This is a genomic window from Kitasatospora sp. NPDC059722 (assembly GCF_042733235.1).
Lineage (GTDB): Bacteria > Actinomycetota > Actinomycetes > Streptomycetales > Streptomycetaceae > Kitasatospora.
In genome coordinates this window covers 1-14,928 of the sequence record NZ_JBHWGD010000129.1, presented here as the reverse complement: position 1 = coordinate 14,928, position 14,928 = coordinate 1, and the positions used below count along the sequence as shown (strand labels likewise).

General features: G+C 68.8%; 12 protein-coding genes. 4 read left to right on the top strand and 8 right to left on the bottom strand.

Features of this window, described 5'->3' with window-relative positions:
- Both ACFV4F_RS39280 and ACFV4F_RS39275 read left to right on the top strand, forming a co-directional pair.
- Positions 1-598, top strand: a 598-nt coding sequence (locus tag ACFV4F_RS39280) for a transposase family protein (RefSeq protein WP_380510089.1), incomplete at its 5' end; no start/stop codon positions are given.
- Between the two features lie 455 nt (positions 599-1,053).
- The gene (locus tag ACFV4F_RS39275) at positions 1,054-1,443 is read left to right on the top strand and encodes a hypothetical protein (protein WP_380510086.1); all 390 of its coding nucleotides are present in this window, start codon (positions 1,054-1,056) and stop codon (positions 1,441-1,443) included.
- Between the two features lie 14 nt (positions 1,444-1,457).
- Here the strand turns inward: ACFV4F_RS39275 and ACFV4F_RS39270 are convergent, their stop codons facing one another.
- Together ACFV4F_RS39270 and ACFV4F_RS39265 are read right to left on the bottom strand one after the other, a co-directional pair.
- On the bottom strand, positions 1,458-1,655 hold the full coding sequence (locus tag ACFV4F_RS39270) for a hypothetical protein (RefSeq protein WP_380447946.1): 198 nt from the start codon (positions 1,653-1,655) through the stop codon (positions 1,458-1,460).
- Between the two features lie 704 nt (positions 1,656-2,359).
- Positions 2,360-2,761, bottom strand: a complete 402-nt coding sequence (locus ACFV4F_RS39265) for a class I SAM-dependent methyltransferase (protein WP_380447948.1) — start codon at positions 2,759-2,761, stop codon at positions 2,360-2,362.
- A 123-nt stretch (positions 2,762-2,884) separates the two neighbouring features.
- On the opposite strand from ACFV4F_RS39265, the gene ACFV4F_RS39260 reads away from it, so the two are divergent.
- Positions 2,885-3,280 carry a DNA cytosine methyltransferase gene (locus ACFV4F_RS39260; RefSeq protein WP_380510083.1) on the top strand — a complete coding sequence of 132 codons (396 nt, stop codon included), beginning with the start codon at positions 2,885-2,887 and terminating at the stop codon, positions 3,278-3,280.
- A gap of 313 nt (positions 3,281-3,593) precedes the next feature.
- On the top strand, positions 3,594-5,798 hold the full coding sequence (locus ACFV4F_RS39255; RefSeq protein WP_380510080.1) for a WD40 repeat domain-containing protein: 2,205 nt from the start codon (positions 3,594-3,596) through the stop codon (positions 5,796-5,798).
- Positions 5,799-6,125: 327 nt separating this feature from the next.
- Here the strand turns inward: ACFV4F_RS39255 and ACFV4F_RS39250 are convergent, their stop codons facing one another.
- The 6 genes from ACFV4F_RS39250 to ACFV4F_RS39225 form a co-directional block, all read right to left on the bottom strand.
- Positions 6,126-6,353: a hypothetical protein gene (locus ACFV4F_RS39250; RefSeq protein ID WP_380447952.1), complete on the bottom strand. Its 228-nt coding sequence runs from the start codon at positions 6,351-6,353 to the stop codon at positions 6,126-6,128.
- Between the two features lie 198 nt (positions 6,354-6,551).
- Positions 6,552-8,102, bottom strand: a complete 1,551-nt coding sequence (locus ACFV4F_RS39245; protein WP_380510077.1) for a hypothetical protein — start codon at positions 8,100-8,102, stop codon at positions 6,552-6,554.
- A gap of 369 nt (positions 8,103-8,471) precedes the next feature.
- Positions 8,472-8,804: a helix-turn-helix domain-containing protein gene (locus tag ACFV4F_RS39240; protein WP_380447956.1), complete on the bottom strand. Its 333-nt coding sequence runs from the start codon at positions 8,802-8,804 to the stop codon at positions 8,472-8,474.
- A 4-nt stretch (positions 8,805-8,808) separates the two neighbouring features.
- Positions 8,809-9,981, bottom strand: coding sequence for a tyrosine-type recombinase/integrase (locus ACFV4F_RS39235; protein WP_380510074.1), 1,173 nt, complete (start codon positions 9,979-9,981; stop codon positions 8,809-8,811).
- A 304-nt stretch (positions 9,982-10,285) separates the two neighbouring features.
- Entirely contained in the window at positions 10,286-12,187 is a 1,902-nt protein-coding gene (locus tag ACFV4F_RS39230) for a pentapeptide repeat-containing protein (RefSeq protein WP_380510071.1), read from the bottom strand.
- Positions 12,188-12,428: 241 nt separating this feature from the next.
- Positions 12,429-14,108 (bottom strand): pentapeptide repeat-containing protein, encoded by a 1,680-nt coding sequence (locus ACFV4F_RS39225; protein ID WP_380510068.1) that lies wholly within the window; start codon positions 14,106-14,108, stop codon positions 12,429-12,431.
- Positions 14,109-14,928 lie beyond the last annotated feature (820 nt).

Here is a 14,928-nt window from a genome sequence, read left to right as displayed (position 1 = left end):
CCTCGCCCAAATCGCCGCCGGCTTCCGGATCAGCGTCGGCACCGCCCACGCCTACATCCACCAGGTCGTCGACCATCTCGCCGGCTGTGCCCCCGGCCTCACCCGGGCCCTACGCGACGCAGAACCGGAGTACGTGCTGGTCGACGGCACCCTCGCCGAATGCGACCGGGTCGGCGACGGCCGCGCCGACTACTCCGGCAAGCACCGCCGCCACGGCGTAAACCTCCAGGTCATCACCGGCCCGGACGGCAAGCTCGTATGGATCTCCCGTGCCCTGCCCGGCCGTACCCACGACCTGACCGCCGCCCGCACCCACCGCATCGTGAAGACCTGCGTCAGACTCCGCATCCCTGCACTGGCCGACCTGGCCTACACCGGCGCCGGCGGCACGGTCGCCGTACCGATCAGACGCCCACCGCGCAAGGAACTCAGCGTCGGGCAAAGATCGCTGAACCGAGCCCACGCCCAACTCCGCTACCCCGTCGAACGGGGCGTGGCCACAGTCAAGCGCTGGCGAATCTTCCAGCACGCCCGTTGCAGCCCGAACTGGCTGACGTCAGCAGCCAAGGCCGTCCTCACCCTCGAGCTGCAACGCTGAAAAGGCTCATCGACTCCATGAGCAGTCCCATCCTGAGGGTGCCGTGCTGCCGTTCCACAACAGGGAGTGAGCCGAGGCCAGTTACCACCTCACCCTACAGGGTTGCGGAAAGCAAGCAGATACCGCCAGAAAAGGAGTTGCGGAGGCTGAAGCCCTGGCAGGAGAACAGCAGCCTCCTGTCGGATCTCCTCGAGGGGCATCGTTGACGTCGTATCAGCGTCAGGACCCAGCCGGAGGGCAATTCACCAACCTCCGTATCCGGACTGCCACTGGACAGAGTGGATTACCTGATTCTTCGTCAACATAACCTGCCCATCGGAGTGTCGAAAGCTTTCGGCCAACCGGCGAAAGGGAGGCGGACGTGGCCATTGACGGCAGACCCGGCCACCCGGATCCTCTCCCCTACGGCCCGGCCACCGGCCCCGGCCGCACCGACGATCCGGGGGTGGTCACCGATGACGAACCAGTTGGCGGACGAGCGGATGCCGACATCACTCAAGTGGGTGGTAGCGGGGGTCTGGCTGCACGCCGTCATCAACGTCGCCGCTGGGATCTTCCTACTCGCACTGATTCACGGCCGGCACGGTGACGGTCTCGCCCTGGTGACGTTCATCGCCTTCCTCTCGATCCTGATCGGCGTCCTGCTCGGCACCTGCGCGGCCCTGGCGCCGGGTGGGGCCCGGTGGACCCGGAAGACCGTGCTGGTGATCGAGTGGCTCACGATCGTCACCGGCGTGAGACAGCTCTTCTCCGGCCCGATCATCTCGCTGGTCGGCATGGCGATCGCGGGCATCATCGTCCTGGCGTACAGCTCCGCCGAGGGCAAGGAGTGGTTCACGGTCTGAAGGGCCGGTCGTCATCACCGGTTGCTGAGCGCGATCTTGCCGATCACGTGCAACAGCCGGTCGAGGGCGTCCCTGGAGCGGGGGCCGGTCGGGTTGACCATCAGCCGGAACGCCGGCTTCAGCAGAGCCGGGTGGCCGAGGCCGGCCGCCTCTGCGGCGCCGATCGGTCTGGGGCGGGCCGAGTACGTCGGCGGCGAGCCGGCCGAGCACAAAGTAGCCGTCGTAGGCCGAGCGGAGCGCCTGCGGGTAGGTACGCAGGGCGAGTTCGCGGCCGCGATCGGCGCGCCGGGCCAGTGCCAGGACGATCGTCTCGGCGGCGTACCGGCCGAACTCCATCGCATAGGCGATGCCCTCGCCGTTGGCCGGGCTGACCGGGCCGCCCGAGTCGCCGACCAGCAACAGGCCGTCGGCGTAGTGTGGTTGGCGGTCGAGGCCCATCGAGGGCTGAGCCCAGACGGGTTCGGTGACGCCCTCGGGGGTGTAGCCGTACTCGGGCGGCAGGTCGGCACACCAGCGGCGGAGCAGGTCCCGCCAGTCCGTCCGCGGACGACGGCTACGGTGTCGAGCACGCCGAGGCCGACGTTGGCGGTGCCGTCGCCCATCCCGAACACCCAGGCGTAGCCGGGCAGGAGGCGGTGGGCCAGTCGGTCGGGTCGCGCAGGTCTAGCGAGGCCTCCGGGTAGCAGTCCTCGTGCCGGGGGGGAAGTACGTCCGGTGGGCGACGCCCATCGCCCGGTCGGTGAGGCGGTAGCGCGCTTCATGGCGAGCGAGAGCCGGATGGTGCCGCCATCGGCGGCGACGACCAGCCTGGACGCCCCTGGGCTCGCCACGACGAACTCCGTGGATTCGCTCCTTGGCCGCGACTATGAGTCGAGCAACTGCGCTGACCGGCGCGACAGTCAGGCATCATGCCCAGTCAGTCCGTGTCCTCTCCGGATAGCAGCCCAGGATGACGAGGAGCCGCCGGGGCCAGAGCATCCCGCAGAGCTCGGACCGTGCCGAACGGCAGGTGATGGCTGCTCGCCCGGCAGGAGATGAAGTCGTAGTACCCCTTCGGCAACTCGGCCTGGGCGATGTCCGCATGGCGGAACTGGGGCTGTTGCTCACTTGCGGCAGGCGCGGACGACGCCCGGGCTGCCACGACCGCTTGCTCGGACGGGTCAACCGCATCGACCTCGAATCCCAGGCCTGCGAGCCGCCGAGCGAACCGGCCAGTCCCGCAGCCGAACGTCCAACACGGTGTGGCAGCCGGACGGGACCTGGCGCAGAAGAAGTCGATGGTAGTGGTCGTCGTGATCGGAGGGCATGGCCAGACCATGCCGCACCCCGACTCCTCGCCAACAGCGCAGTCCACCTCAATCCAGTAGCACCACGACACAGGAGGCGGTTCCCATCTGCTGTTCCCAGCCCTTGCGAAGCTACCAGCACAACACGCTCGGACTTGACACGGAAACGGGCTTCCCCTGTCAAAGAGGTCTCGCTCGCCGGCCGCCGCGCCGGACTCAACGAACACACCCGTTCGGGGCTGTGGCTGCACGTGGCGCGTACGGTCGAAGCCCTCCGCCCCTGCCTCCTGGTGGTCGAGAATGTCCGAGGTCTCCTCACCTCCCCCGCCGGTTCCCCTGGCGACGTGGAACCCTGTCCGTGGTGTCTGGGAGACGACCCAACCCGAAATCCGACCAGTTCGCTGAATCCCGGAGGGCTGAGACGACGAACTCGCTGGCCTGGGCGGCAGCAACTGCCAGTTACCAGCGGGTTCGCCCAGTACTCGCGGATCTGGCGCATGCAGAAGACGTCCGTCGGAGCGATGGGAGCTGAACTGTCCCGTCTCGAATGATCTGGTCCGAAGCCGGGGCGGTGACCTGCGGCGACCAGATCGATTGAGACGTCTGGTCGCCTGAAATCTCCGTTGGAGTGGCTTCGGGAACAAGGATGCCCGCAGACGTCTCGGTTGGCCTGGTCCGGCCTTGCCATTCGAACCGTGGGCACGCGCGGCCGGTCAGCCAGGACTGGTGAGTGACCACGGCCTTGGCGGCCCGTTCGGGTGAGTCGGACCATGAACACTGGTGTGCAAGACTCCGTGTGCTGCTGCGCGAGGGCCAAGGGCCCCGTCGTGCGATGTGACGATATTTCAGGGGAGGGCCGTCAAGATGTCTGATGACGGGCAGGGCCGCGAGGGCATGATGGACAACGGCACGGGAGCCGTGCTGACAGATCCTGGGCTGCTGGTCCACGAGGACCCGAGCCGGATCACGGCGCTGCTCAACGGCGCGGACAGTGCGCAGGAGCGACTGGCCGCCGCGGTGTATCAGGCGTCCTTCCTCTGGCATAGCGGTGCCGACGCGGGCAGGCGTCGGCAGCTCCTGACGCTGGACGCGGCGCGTTACGGGGACCTGGAGTTGGCGGCGCGCCTCGCCCAGGTGCCGGTCGAGGGCCAGCCCGCGTCCCGGTGGGCGGTGAGCTGGGCCACCGGCGCCCATCTCGATCACCGGCTGCGGCAGGTCCTGGGCGGGCACACCGACGCCGTCGTCTCGGCGACGGCGACGGTGCTCGACGGTCGCCCGGTCATTGTCACCGCCGACCAGGGCGGAGACGTGCGGGGGTGGGATCCGACCGACTGGAGCCAGGTCGCGGACCTGTACGCCGAGCATGAGAGCTTCGTGACGGACGTGGCCGCGGCTGTCGTGAACGGGCTTACGGTCGTGGTCAGTTGCAGTTATGACGGGATGCTGGGGGTCTGGGACCTGGCCACCGGAAAGCAGCTCGGCGACTACCTCACCGGCCACCAGGACACCGTGAACGCGGTGGCGACCGTGGAGGTCGACGGCCGGCCCGTCGCCGTCTCAGCGGGTGAGGACGGGACGGTGCGGGTGTGGGACCTGACCGACATGCGCCAGGTGGGCGAGCCGCTCTGCCAGCAGGAGGACCGGGTGAACGCGGTGGTGACCGCGGTGGTGGACGGACGCCCCGTCGCTCTTAGCGACGGCGCCGACGGGTCCGTGTGCGTGTGGGATCTGCTCACCATGCGGCGGTCAGGCGAACCGATGTCCGGCCATCGAGCCGACGTGCGGGCGCTGGCGACGACGTCGGCGGACGGGCGGGCTGTTGCCGTCTCCGCCGCCTGGAACGAGATCCGGGTGTGGGATCTGGCCACCAGGCGGCAGATCGGCGAAACCCTCCAGGGCGGAGCCGCCGGGGTGGCGGGGGTGGCCCTTTGCGTGGTGGACGGCCGACTCGTCGTGCTGGAGACCGGCAACGGAGTGCGGACGCACGATGTGGCCACCGGGCAACCGCTCGGCGAGCCGTTCAACGGACACACCGACTTCGTGATGACGGTGGCGGCCACGGTGGTGGACGGCCGGCCGATCGCGATCAGCGGCAGCCGGGACGAGGCGCGACGCCTGCGGGTCTGGGACCTGCGGGCGGGGGCGGCGGTCGGCGAGCCGCTCGGCGGCCACACCGACTGGGTGATGGCGGTGGCGACGGCGGTGGTGGACGGCCGGCCCGTCACCGTGTCCGGGGGCCGGGACGGGAAGGTGGTCATCCGGGACTGCGCCGACGGGAAGCAGATCGGCGATCCCGTCGAGTACGAGTCGGGCGTGAGCGCTCTCGCCACGGTGGAGCTGGGCGGACGCCCCGTCGCGCTCGTCGCCGTCGACACCCTGGTGCACCGCCTGGACCTGGCGACCGGCCGACCGGTCGGGGAGCCGTTCGCCGGGCACGCCCGGGAGGTGCTGACGGTGGCCACGGCGGAACTGGACGGGCGGCCCGTCGCCGTCACCGGCGGTGAGGACCGCACGGTCCGGCTGTGGGACCTGGCCACCGGCGAGCCGATCGGCGGACCGCTCAAGGGGCACACCGGCAGCGTGAACGCGGTGGCGACCGCGGTCCTCGACGGTCGTCGGATGGTCGTGTCCGCCGGCACTGACGGAACCGTCGTGGTGTGGAATCCGGCCGCCGGAGAGCGCCACGGCGAGCCCATCGCCGGCTGGGACGGCGGGCTGCTGGCGATCGCCGTGACCGAGCTGAACGGCCGCCCGGTCGCCGTCTGCGGCGGAATGGACAAGGCGCTGCGGGTATGGGACCTGACCAACGGCGAACAGGTCGGCGAGCCGCTGGCCGGACACGGCGGCTGGGTCCACGCGGTGGTGACGACCCGCCTGGAGGGCCGGCCCGTCGCGATCACGGGCGGCATGGATGCGACGGTGCGGCTCTGGGACCTGGAAACGGGAGAGCAGCTGGACCCCGGGTACGCCTTCCCCTACCTGGTCGAAGCGCTCGCGCTCACTCCTGGAGGTGGCCTGCTGGTCGCCTTCGGCCGCGAGGTGGCGGCGTTCGGCGACCGGCTGGGATAGACCCCCGATCGTGACGGACGGGTGCCGCCGAAGCCGCTCGACGGCACCCGTCCCGCCGGACAGCCGAACGTGTCCTTCGACTCATCGCCCACTAGACAGGCCCTACTGACGAGCTCTTGGACCAGCCCAACTGAGACGACCAGCGAATCGGGCCAACCCGAGACAGGGCCAGAACGTCCCACGGGACATGAACTGCAGCCAGAGCCGCGGCGGACGGCGAACCTCCAGTCCTGATGAGGACGGTTGAAAAATTCAGGCAGCGTCATCAGTCCGCGGTGAAGACAGGCCCGAAGCCATCACGGCCTTGACACAGCCTGGGTGTACGGCTCATGGTGCGATGGGATCGGGACGGAACTGGGCTGGGTGAGCGGCGCGAAGGTAGTGCATCGCGGTATTCGGCGCGATGCCGAAGACTCTGATGAGGTGGATGGGGTCGGCGGTGTGCTTGGCCTCGTCGAGAATCCGGTCGGCCCGCAGGGCAGATGCTCGTACGCCAATTGCCATGAACGGCTTCTTTGTTGACAGGTCTGACAGTGCGGCGTTGCTGTCGTTCACGGCGGTCTGGCGACTGAGCAACAGGTGCGGGTTGGTCGTGGAGGGCCATCGGATGGATCGCTCGGCGAGCCAAGTTCTCAGCAGGTCCCAGGTGAGTTCGTCAAGGTAGACGGTGTGGTCGAGGCATCCAGGTCGGCGGATCGTCAACCGGCCACGAGTCAGGTCGATGTCCGTGAGGAGAAGCTGGCGGACTTCGAATCAGGTCAGGGCGTGAACGGCGACGAGCCCGACCGTCAGGCGGTCCCGAGCTGTGTCAGCCTGGCCGAGCAGCCCTCGCAGCTGGTCGGTTGCGAGTGGGCGGGGCAGGGTCTTGGGGCCCGGAAGGCTCACCGCCCGGGCTGGATCTCGGAAGACAAGGCGCTCGCGCTTGAGCGCGCGGAACATGGACCTCAGCGAGCACAAGGTGGCCCGCGTGTTTGCGCCGCGTTGGGCGGAGACTGCCCGGTCGATGTCGCAGCTGGTGATCGCGCGCGGGTCCTCGATGCCGGCGCTCGCCCAGTCTGACAGGACAGGATGAACGCGGCTGACGTAGGCGTGGATGGTTCTGTCCTTCAACGCGCGGCTGGGTCGCCTGCCGACACCGGCCATGACGCGAATCCAGGTGTGCACGGCCGTCGCGAAAGCAGTGGGCAGTGCGTCGGCGAGTTCGCGCGCCCGTCGGACCTCAGCGCTGTCGAGGTTCAGGGGTTCCAGCAGACCGCGTTGCTGCAGATAGTGAGGCAGCCGGGCATGGTGATGGCTATCGCTCAGGGCTGCGACCGCCCGGATGTCCGCTTCGAGCAGTGGGACTTCAACGCCGACGTGGCCGGCCACAATCCGCAGGGTGCGGAAGCTGGCGGCGACCTGCTTGGGGTCGGCCCCCAGGGACCGCAGGTGGCTAGTGAACCCGGCGACCACCTGCATCGCGTGCTCGGTCAGCGCCGGTCGCCGCGTCTCGTCCAGGCGAGTCCAGTCGCGTTCCGGGCAGGGGAACAGCGCCTGCTGCCTCGGGTCGATCAAGTGCTCGGACACCTCGCGCGGCGGCCGGGCCACCTCGCGGACGGCCTTCGCCTTGGCCTCGAATCGGCCGCGCACCCCGGCGTCCGTCCCCTTGTGCTTCACGGTCCGTAACAGCGGGGCGAACTCCCCACCGAACCAGAGCTGGTCGCCACCGACCAGTCCTGCGCCACTGAGGTCGGAGGCGGTCTCGGCCATCACCAAGCGGCACCGCCGACAGTGACCGGCCGAAGTCGGCAGCTCACGGCAACACCGTACGCATACGCTCACCGGGAAGTTGTGCGGCTTCCGTTCCCAGTGGTGGCAGCCTGCGCAGACGCGCCGCACCACGCCGTTCCAGGCGAGGCAGTGTCCACAGCTTCCCCGAGTGAAGGCCGAGGCCGGCACGAGGCGCGGGCGGGCAGGCCGCAGCAGGTCAGCGCGCTTGAGCGCCTCTGCGATCGTCGGATGCATCTTCGGAAGGTCGGCGAGCATCTCCTCGCCCACCCTGCGTTCGCCGGGTTCGCGGGACGCCAAGGCGAGCCGCGCTCCTTGCCACATGTCGTAGAACCACCCTGCCGAGCTGACTCCGCGCTGGTCGGCAATGATCCGCAGCTGATCCAGGACCAGAGGGAGGTCTTCGATCTCGCGGTCGCGGATCATCCCACCGTACTTGGAGGAGAAACGTCGCGCATGGTCCCTGAACAAGGCGAGCTGGCCCGGGATTTGAGGCGGGCATACATCCTCGTCATCGCGCCGGCCCTGGGCCAGCATCGGCCTGACCAGGGGACGCTCGTGGTCACGGAGAGGCGAAGCCCGTGGCAACGCCACCTCCGGCAATCTGAGAACGAGCTGACGGGGCCTGCCACCGGCCAGGTCGCCTCGCGTGATCTCCGACCGCAGCCACAACTCGTCCCCACCGAAGCGCACGGCCAGCAGGCACGACCGGCACGTGCCGTCCGGCCCGACAACCTCCGGCCATCCGCAGCGCCGACAGTCTGCCTCTCTGCGCTTGCGGCCTCCGCTCCTCGCCAGGGCCCGAACCACAGCACACTCCCGGCACAGGCCGCCCTTGGTCACCTCCCCCCAGCACGCGCAGGTCGCACAGCTTCCCGCCATAGCGCTCATCGTCCACATGGTCGCTCAGTTCGGAGGCATCGATCGGCGACCACCAGCCGGTCGCGGTAGCGGCCGCACCGCTCCCGAGGTGGCATCACCGCCGACGGCCTGCCGCGGCGCATCCTCCGGCACCGCCACGGCGACCGCCTCAGCCTCCATGAGGTCTGCGACCGTGCAGCCGAGGGCCGTGCAGATCATGTCCAGATCGTCCAGCCGCACGGTGATCGGCTTGCCCGACCACAGAGCCGCGACCTTGCTCAAGGACGGGGTGAACCCCACCTCCTCGAACGCGACCAGCAACTGACTCGGTCGCCAGATGTCTCGCCGGGCCGCCACCCACCGCAGATTCCACTTCAACCTCTCAACCCTCCTGACTCAGCCGCCGGATGGCGCGCCGCGACGACTCCAAGCTCGACCGCTCAGGATCACTCCTGACGGTCGCGAGATAGCCAACCGTCGTGGAGGCCCAGACGTGGCCCAACAAGACCTGCACATCCCACAACGGCATCCCTGCCTCGTAGTTGTGCGTGGCGCACGCATGGCGCAACAAGTGGGGGAACAGCACCGGCACCGGACCTGACAGGTACTCCAGGGAGGCGGCCTTCAAGGCCCGGCGGAACGTGTCCGCCACCATCGCCGGCGCGAGCGGCAGGTTCAGCGACGCGAGCGCGCCGGGAAGCCGCTCGGACGGGAACAGCGGCGCCAGGGGGCTGCTCGCGTCGTCCCGGAACTCTCCACGGATCTCTTCGGCGTACCACCACAGCAACGCCCTTCCCTCGGCGAACATGTACGCCTCGCGTTGCCGCGGACCCGAGCCCCGAGCGCCCTTGCCCTGCACCAGGAACCGACCCCACTGGCCGTTCTCCCAGTGCACGTCTCCCAGTCTGACCGCACACAACTCAGCTGCCCGCACCCCCGAGAGGTAGGCAAGCTTGCCCATGACGTAGTTCCGCGCCGCCACCGGGTACTTCCTCGACCCTGGCAACGCCTCGCGCCAGGAGGCGAAGAAGTCCTTCATCGCCCGGGCGGACGGCGGGATCCGAAGCCCGAAGTCGCCACGGTGCCGTGGCCGGTTGAACGCGTCCACCGGAGACTCGACCACAGCTCCGAACCGTCGCAAGATCTCGCCCGCGTACCGCTGTTCCAGGAACGCGAAGTATCCGTCGATCTTCGTCATCTTCGCCCTGATCGTGGAGTGCCCGCGCTTCCCGACTCCGGCGAAATACTGATCGACTTCTCGGGGCCCCAACCGCCACGGCACGACACCGTAGAACGCACAGATCTCCATGACCGGCTGGACCAGCGCGTGCAGCGTCGTCGGAGCGAGCCCGGCGACGTCACGAGCCCAGCAGTACTCCGCCAGAGTGTCCTGGTACAGGGCACGCTCGTCTTCCGGCGACGACGTCTCCGCAGCACGCCGTTGCAAGGTGACTACATCCGCCAGACCGGGCTCCCCCAGCCCAGCCTGACTTTCCTGACCGACACCGCTGGCGATCAGCGAGAACCGGCGACTTCCGGAATCCACCACAAGCATGCAAGTTACGGCTGTATCTCCAGGAATCTGCCAGCAAGTGCCGAAACCTCACACGAACGAGTGGCCCCAGTCCACGAGCCGCTGACCAGACCAGAGACCGCGCAGCCCCCAACCACTCTCGTCCGGGAACCCGTCGGAACTCCAGTTCACTCCTGTGCGAGCACTTGGCGCTGTACTCGGAACCCTGGCCTTCCCTGTTGGATGTGCCTGTTGAAGACGCTCCGAAGGGGGTGCTCGTTGGCGGGCTGGAAGGTGTTCTCGGTACAGGTACAGACCGGAGGGGTGTCGTCTGGGGCGCGTGCTCCTAGCGTTTGACCCTGTTGCGCACCGCCAGCAGGGCGAGGACAAGCAGGATGGGTTCAACAAACCGGGAGACCATCTCAATGTAGGTGCCGCTGGTGGTCAGCCCCTGCCCGGCGGAGCGGAAGACCACTGAGTTCAACGCAGTTCGAGTTCCCCACTCAAGCCGCGGCACGGTGAACCTTTCGCCAGGCGCGGCTCCGCCGGGTTCTTGGGGTGTGGTATTCCAGCTGACGACTTGCCCAGCAGTAACCGTGCCTTGCGATTTCTCCGTCGGGCCGGGGTCTAGGGGCAGTCCGAACTCCATCAGCAGGATCACGGTCAGGACTATGGCCGCAGCCAGCCAGCCCACGGCGCGCAGGGCCCGCAGGCTGTAGCCGGAGAGCAGCCAGTATGCCCACAGCAGGCCTCGTTCGGCGCGCGAGGTTCCCGTTCGGTCGTGGCGGCGCATCTCCATCTCGCCGTAGTAGAAGTCTGCAGCGCCGGGCTCATCCTTGCCGTCTTCGAAGGCCTTGCGGAGCTGCCGGTAGGTCGCGGCCAGGCTCGCCGGCTCGGGGCCGGCGGAAACCGCTGTGTCAGGTGTCTGCCAGCCACGTGGCGGATTGGAGTTCTTGATTCCGGTCTCCTCCGCCCGCTGCGCCCGCCAGTGATGCTCCTCGGCCAGGGTCCGTCGGCGGCTCCACCGGTAGAGCCCAACCTTGTACAGGTGCCGGCGCCAGTGGTAGCCAGTCGGGGTGCGGGCGAAGGTGCAGCTTCCCTCCAACCGTAGTTGGTCCAGGTGGATGGCTTCCGTGAAACGGCATTCCGTCAGGTTGGTGCTGGTCAGCACCAAGTGACCGACGTCTACCCCCTGTACTGAGGCCACCCATGCGCGGGGGTCGAGTGGGAGGAGGGGCAGTTCGTCCAGGACCTCGCTGCCATCTGCGGTGAACGAGACCGGGTGAGCGGTGACGGCCGTGGGGGAGGACAGCACGGCATCACTCAGGTCCACCACCGCGTAGCGGAGCCGTAGGGTTGCTCTTGACTCCCATCGCGTCCCGGCACAGCGAACCTCACGGGCTGCGATCTCCATCGTAACTGGCAGCTCGAAGACCGCCTCGGACAAGTTCAGCGCGTGGCGGCATACCAGCGGCCCGAACGACCGTGCCGCAGTGAACGTCCCCCTTCTGAAGTCGGCATCGCCGGAGAACTCCGCGCCGGCGAACTCGGCGTCGGCGGAGAACGTCGCGCCGACGAACCAGGCGCTGCCGGAGAACGTGGCCCCGTCGAATCGGGTGTCGCCGGAGAACGTCGCGCCGTTGAACCCGGCGCCGCCGGAGAACGTCGCCCCGGCGAACCAGGTGTCGGCGGAGAACGTCGCCTCGTTGAACCCGGCGCCGCCGGAGAACGTCGCCGCGACGAACCCGGTGCGGCCGGAGAACGTCGCCCCGTCGAACACGGCGCCGCCCGAGAACGTGGCCCCGTCGAATCGGGTGTCGCCGGAGAACGTTGCGCCGTTGAACCGGGTGTCGCCGGAGAAGGTTGCCCCGGTGAACCCGGCGCTGCCGGAGAACGTCGCCCCGGCGAATCGAGTGTCGCCGGAGAACGTGGCCCCGGTGAACCGGGCCTCGCCGGAGAACGTCGCCCCATCGAACGCGGCGTCGGAGGAGAACTCCGCTTCGTCGAACCAGGCTCGGCCAACCTCGATCCGTTCTGTGTCCGGGTTCCGCAGTGCCCCCAGGAGTCCAGCAAGGAGGGCTGCATCAAGGCGGGTACCACGGTGATCGACCTTGGCGCGGGCGCCGGACGCGCGAAGGCTCCGGAAGTACTCCGTACGGTCCTCAGCTTCTGCGTGGACCAGACAGATATTCAGCCCCGGAAGCTGGCTGCCTCGGCAGCCGACCAGGTCGCTATCGGTCTGGCTCATCCCGCACTTCGGCCAACCGGGACGCTGCCATGCCGGAGTTAATGGTGTGCTCATGGCTGGCGGACTGTTCGGCTCTCCATGCCCCCATCATCGATCCATACCATCGCCCCTCGGCGGTATCTGAAACGGCCCGGCGCAGGGGTTCACCCTCCCGGCGGGCCGTCAGAATAAGGAAGGATATTGATCAATCTGGTTCCCATTCAGGCATGCATGCTCGTTGGGGCAGTCGGCCCTGTACGTCTCACCGCTTCACGCGGCCCCGGAGGGCCAGGAGGGCGAGGCTGAGTAGGACCGGGCCGGTGAGGCGGAGGATGGCTTGTAGCAGCTTTCCCCATGCGGTGAGCGTCACCTCACTGTCGGTGAGCGACAGGGTGGCGCGGAGTGCATACAGCAGGCTGGTCCAGTACGAGACCGGCTGCGGTGGGTTGGTGAAGCCGACCAGATGGAACACGAGCGCGAGATTCGCGGTCACGACGATGAGCCAGGCAAGCGCCCGCCAGGCGCGCAGCCCGTACCCGGACACCAACCAGTACGCCGTCAATACGCAGTGTTCGACCCGACCCCTGCTGGTCCGGCCATCGGCCGGACTCCCGGCAGCAGGGCGCGCGCATCGCCGCATTTCCATTTCGCCGTAGTAGAAGTCGGCGGCACCAGGCTCGTCCTTGGCGTCCTCGCGTCCCTTGCGCAGGGCCCGGTACAGAGCGGCGATCTGGCCCGGGTTCAGACCCCCAGGCAACGGCCGGTCGAGCCACTCCGGCCAGCGCGGGGCGACCCAGCGGAACGACCGGAAGGGCCGATCAAGCGTAGCTGCGGCCCAGCGGGGTAACCGGGTGGTCCAGCGACGTGACCGGTCGGCCCGCCAGATGCGTTCTTCGGCGATCACCTGCCGCCAGTCCCAGCTCCGTGGTCCCCTGTCCAGCGGGGCCGAGGTGGTCGTGAAGCCGACGTCAGCTTCCAGGCGCAGCTTGTCGAGGTTGTGCGCGCCGGTGAACAGGCAGTCCGTGGCGGTGACGTTGCTCAGCCCCAGGCCCGCGACGTTGGCGCGCCGCAGGGACAGCAGCTGCGGGCGCTCAGAGATCTCCCCTGCCAAGAGGCGTTGCCAGGCCCTGGCGATGCGCTGTTCCTGGGCCAGGAGCCGGTCACTGGCTAGCAGGGGGATGCCGGTGAGGATCGATGGTGCGGGGAAGTCGGCGTCGTCCAATACGACACGAGCCCACCGCAATCGGAACTGCACGCCACCGGGGAAGCGTGCACGACGGCAGGACAGCCCGATCGCGCTCACCTCGATCTGCACCGGCTGCATGAACTGCGCCTCATCCAGCACCAGCCCTCGGTGAGCCAGCAACGGCCCGAACTGCCGCGTGTGCTCGAACCTGGCACGCTCGAACCTCCCGGTGCGGCGGAAGATCGCCCCGCTGAACGGGGCGATGCCGGAGAACGTCGCCCCGCTGAAGTCGGCGTCGCCGGAGAACGTCGCCCCGCCGAAGTCGGCGTCGCCGGAGAACGTCGCCCCGTTGAACCAGGTGACGCCGGAGAACGTCGCCCCGCCGAAGTAGGCGTCGCCGGAGAACGTCGCCCCGCCGAACCAGGCGATGCCGGAGAACGTCACCGCGCCGAAGTGGGCGTCGCCGGAGAACGTCGCCTCCTCGAACCAGGCGTCGCCGAGGCGGAGTCGTCCGGTGGTGGGGTCGTGGAAGGCCCGGAGGAATGTGGTGAGGAGGGGTTCAGTGAAACGGGTGCCTCGGTGGTCGATGTTGTCACCAGGGGCCAGGCCAGCGAAGTAGGTGTCGCGGTCGGCATCGGGCAGATGAGCCAGGCAGGCAGTGTGTCCGGGGACATGGCGGCCGCGGCAGCCGACCGGGGCGGTCGCAGGGTCGGCGCCGCGTCCGCAGCGTGGCCATTCCAGCCACCGTTCAGTCATGGGGGGCGGCGCGTTCATCGCCCGGGAGCCGTCCGCTGCGTCATGGCGCCCATCGTCGGTCCGTCGGTACGTCCACGGCGGTGTCCGGCCGCGGCCCGGCGCGCGGGTTCACCCGCCCGGCGGCCCGGGAGAGAGAAAAGGAGGGACAAGGCCCGTAATCCTTCCCTCCCGCTTGCAACAGGCTGACTTGATAGGGAACTGGCCGACCTCCGGTACGACGCGCGGTGGCTCATGCTTCGCGCCTCCGACGTCGGCGCACCCCACCAGCGTGCCCGGGTCTTCCTCGCCGCCTGGCCCGCCCGCCCCGGTGCTACTGAAGACGCCCACGAGCAACATCGCGACGAACGGCGGGAGCCAGCACCCGCGGAAGCGCAAGCAGGGCGGGCACGGCCCGAATCTGGCCGACGAAGTGGAGTGGCTGCTGCCCACCCCGAAGGCGTCGGACGGGGTCACGGGCTCGCCGAACCAGCGGCACGGCGGAGGGGGCCTGACCCTGCCGTCGGTGGCGGCCACGCCGCGGCCCTCTTCGAACCGCCGCCCGGCCTCACGCGCTCCCTCGCGGCCGACTTCCCCGGCAGCAGCCACGGTGGCCCTGACGCTGTGGTTGGAGGAGGCACCGGACGACTCGATCCGGAGCGGTGGGGACCATATGCCGGCGCCGTCGCCCGGTGGGAGACGCTCACCCGGACTGCGCCAACGGCCGCCGACGAGGGCGGCAAGCTCCGGGCCTAGTACTCCAGTGAGAGTTCTCCGTTTTCCCTGGTCAGCGGCCTGGTGGTCGGGAGTGTAGCCGGGCCGTGCCGGGGGCGGAGGGGTGTTC

Bases quoted from the DNA above. Each gene is read 5' to 3' on its own strand.
- ACFV4F_RS39255 (WP_380510080.1), top strand. From the start codon at position 3,594: ATGTCTGATGACGGGCAGGGCCGCGAGGGCATGATGGACAACGGCACG.
- ACFV4F_RS39275 (WP_380510086.1), top strand. From the start codon at position 1,054: ATGACGAACCAGTTGGCGGACGAGCGGATGCCGACATCACTCAAGTGG.
- ACFV4F_RS39265 (WP_380447948.1), bottom strand. From the start codon at position 2,761: ATGGTCTGGCCATGCCCTCCGATCACGACGACCACTACCATCGACTTC.
- ACFV4F_RS39245 (WP_380510077.1), bottom strand. From the start codon at position 8,102: ATGCTGGCCCAGGGCCGGCGCGATGACGAGGATGTATGCCCGCCTCAA.
- ACFV4F_RS39230 (WP_380510071.1), bottom strand. From the start codon at position 12,187: ATGAGCCAGACCGATAGCGACCTGGTCGGCTGCCGAGGCAGCCAGCTT.
- ACFV4F_RS39235 (WP_380510074.1), bottom strand. From the start codon at position 9,981: ATGCTTGTGGTGGATTCCGGAAGTCGCCGGTTCTCGCTGATCGCCAGC.
- ACFV4F_RS39225 (WP_380510068.1), bottom strand. From the start codon at position 14,108: ATGACTGAACGGTGGCTGGAATGGCCACGCTGCGGACGCGGCGCCGAC.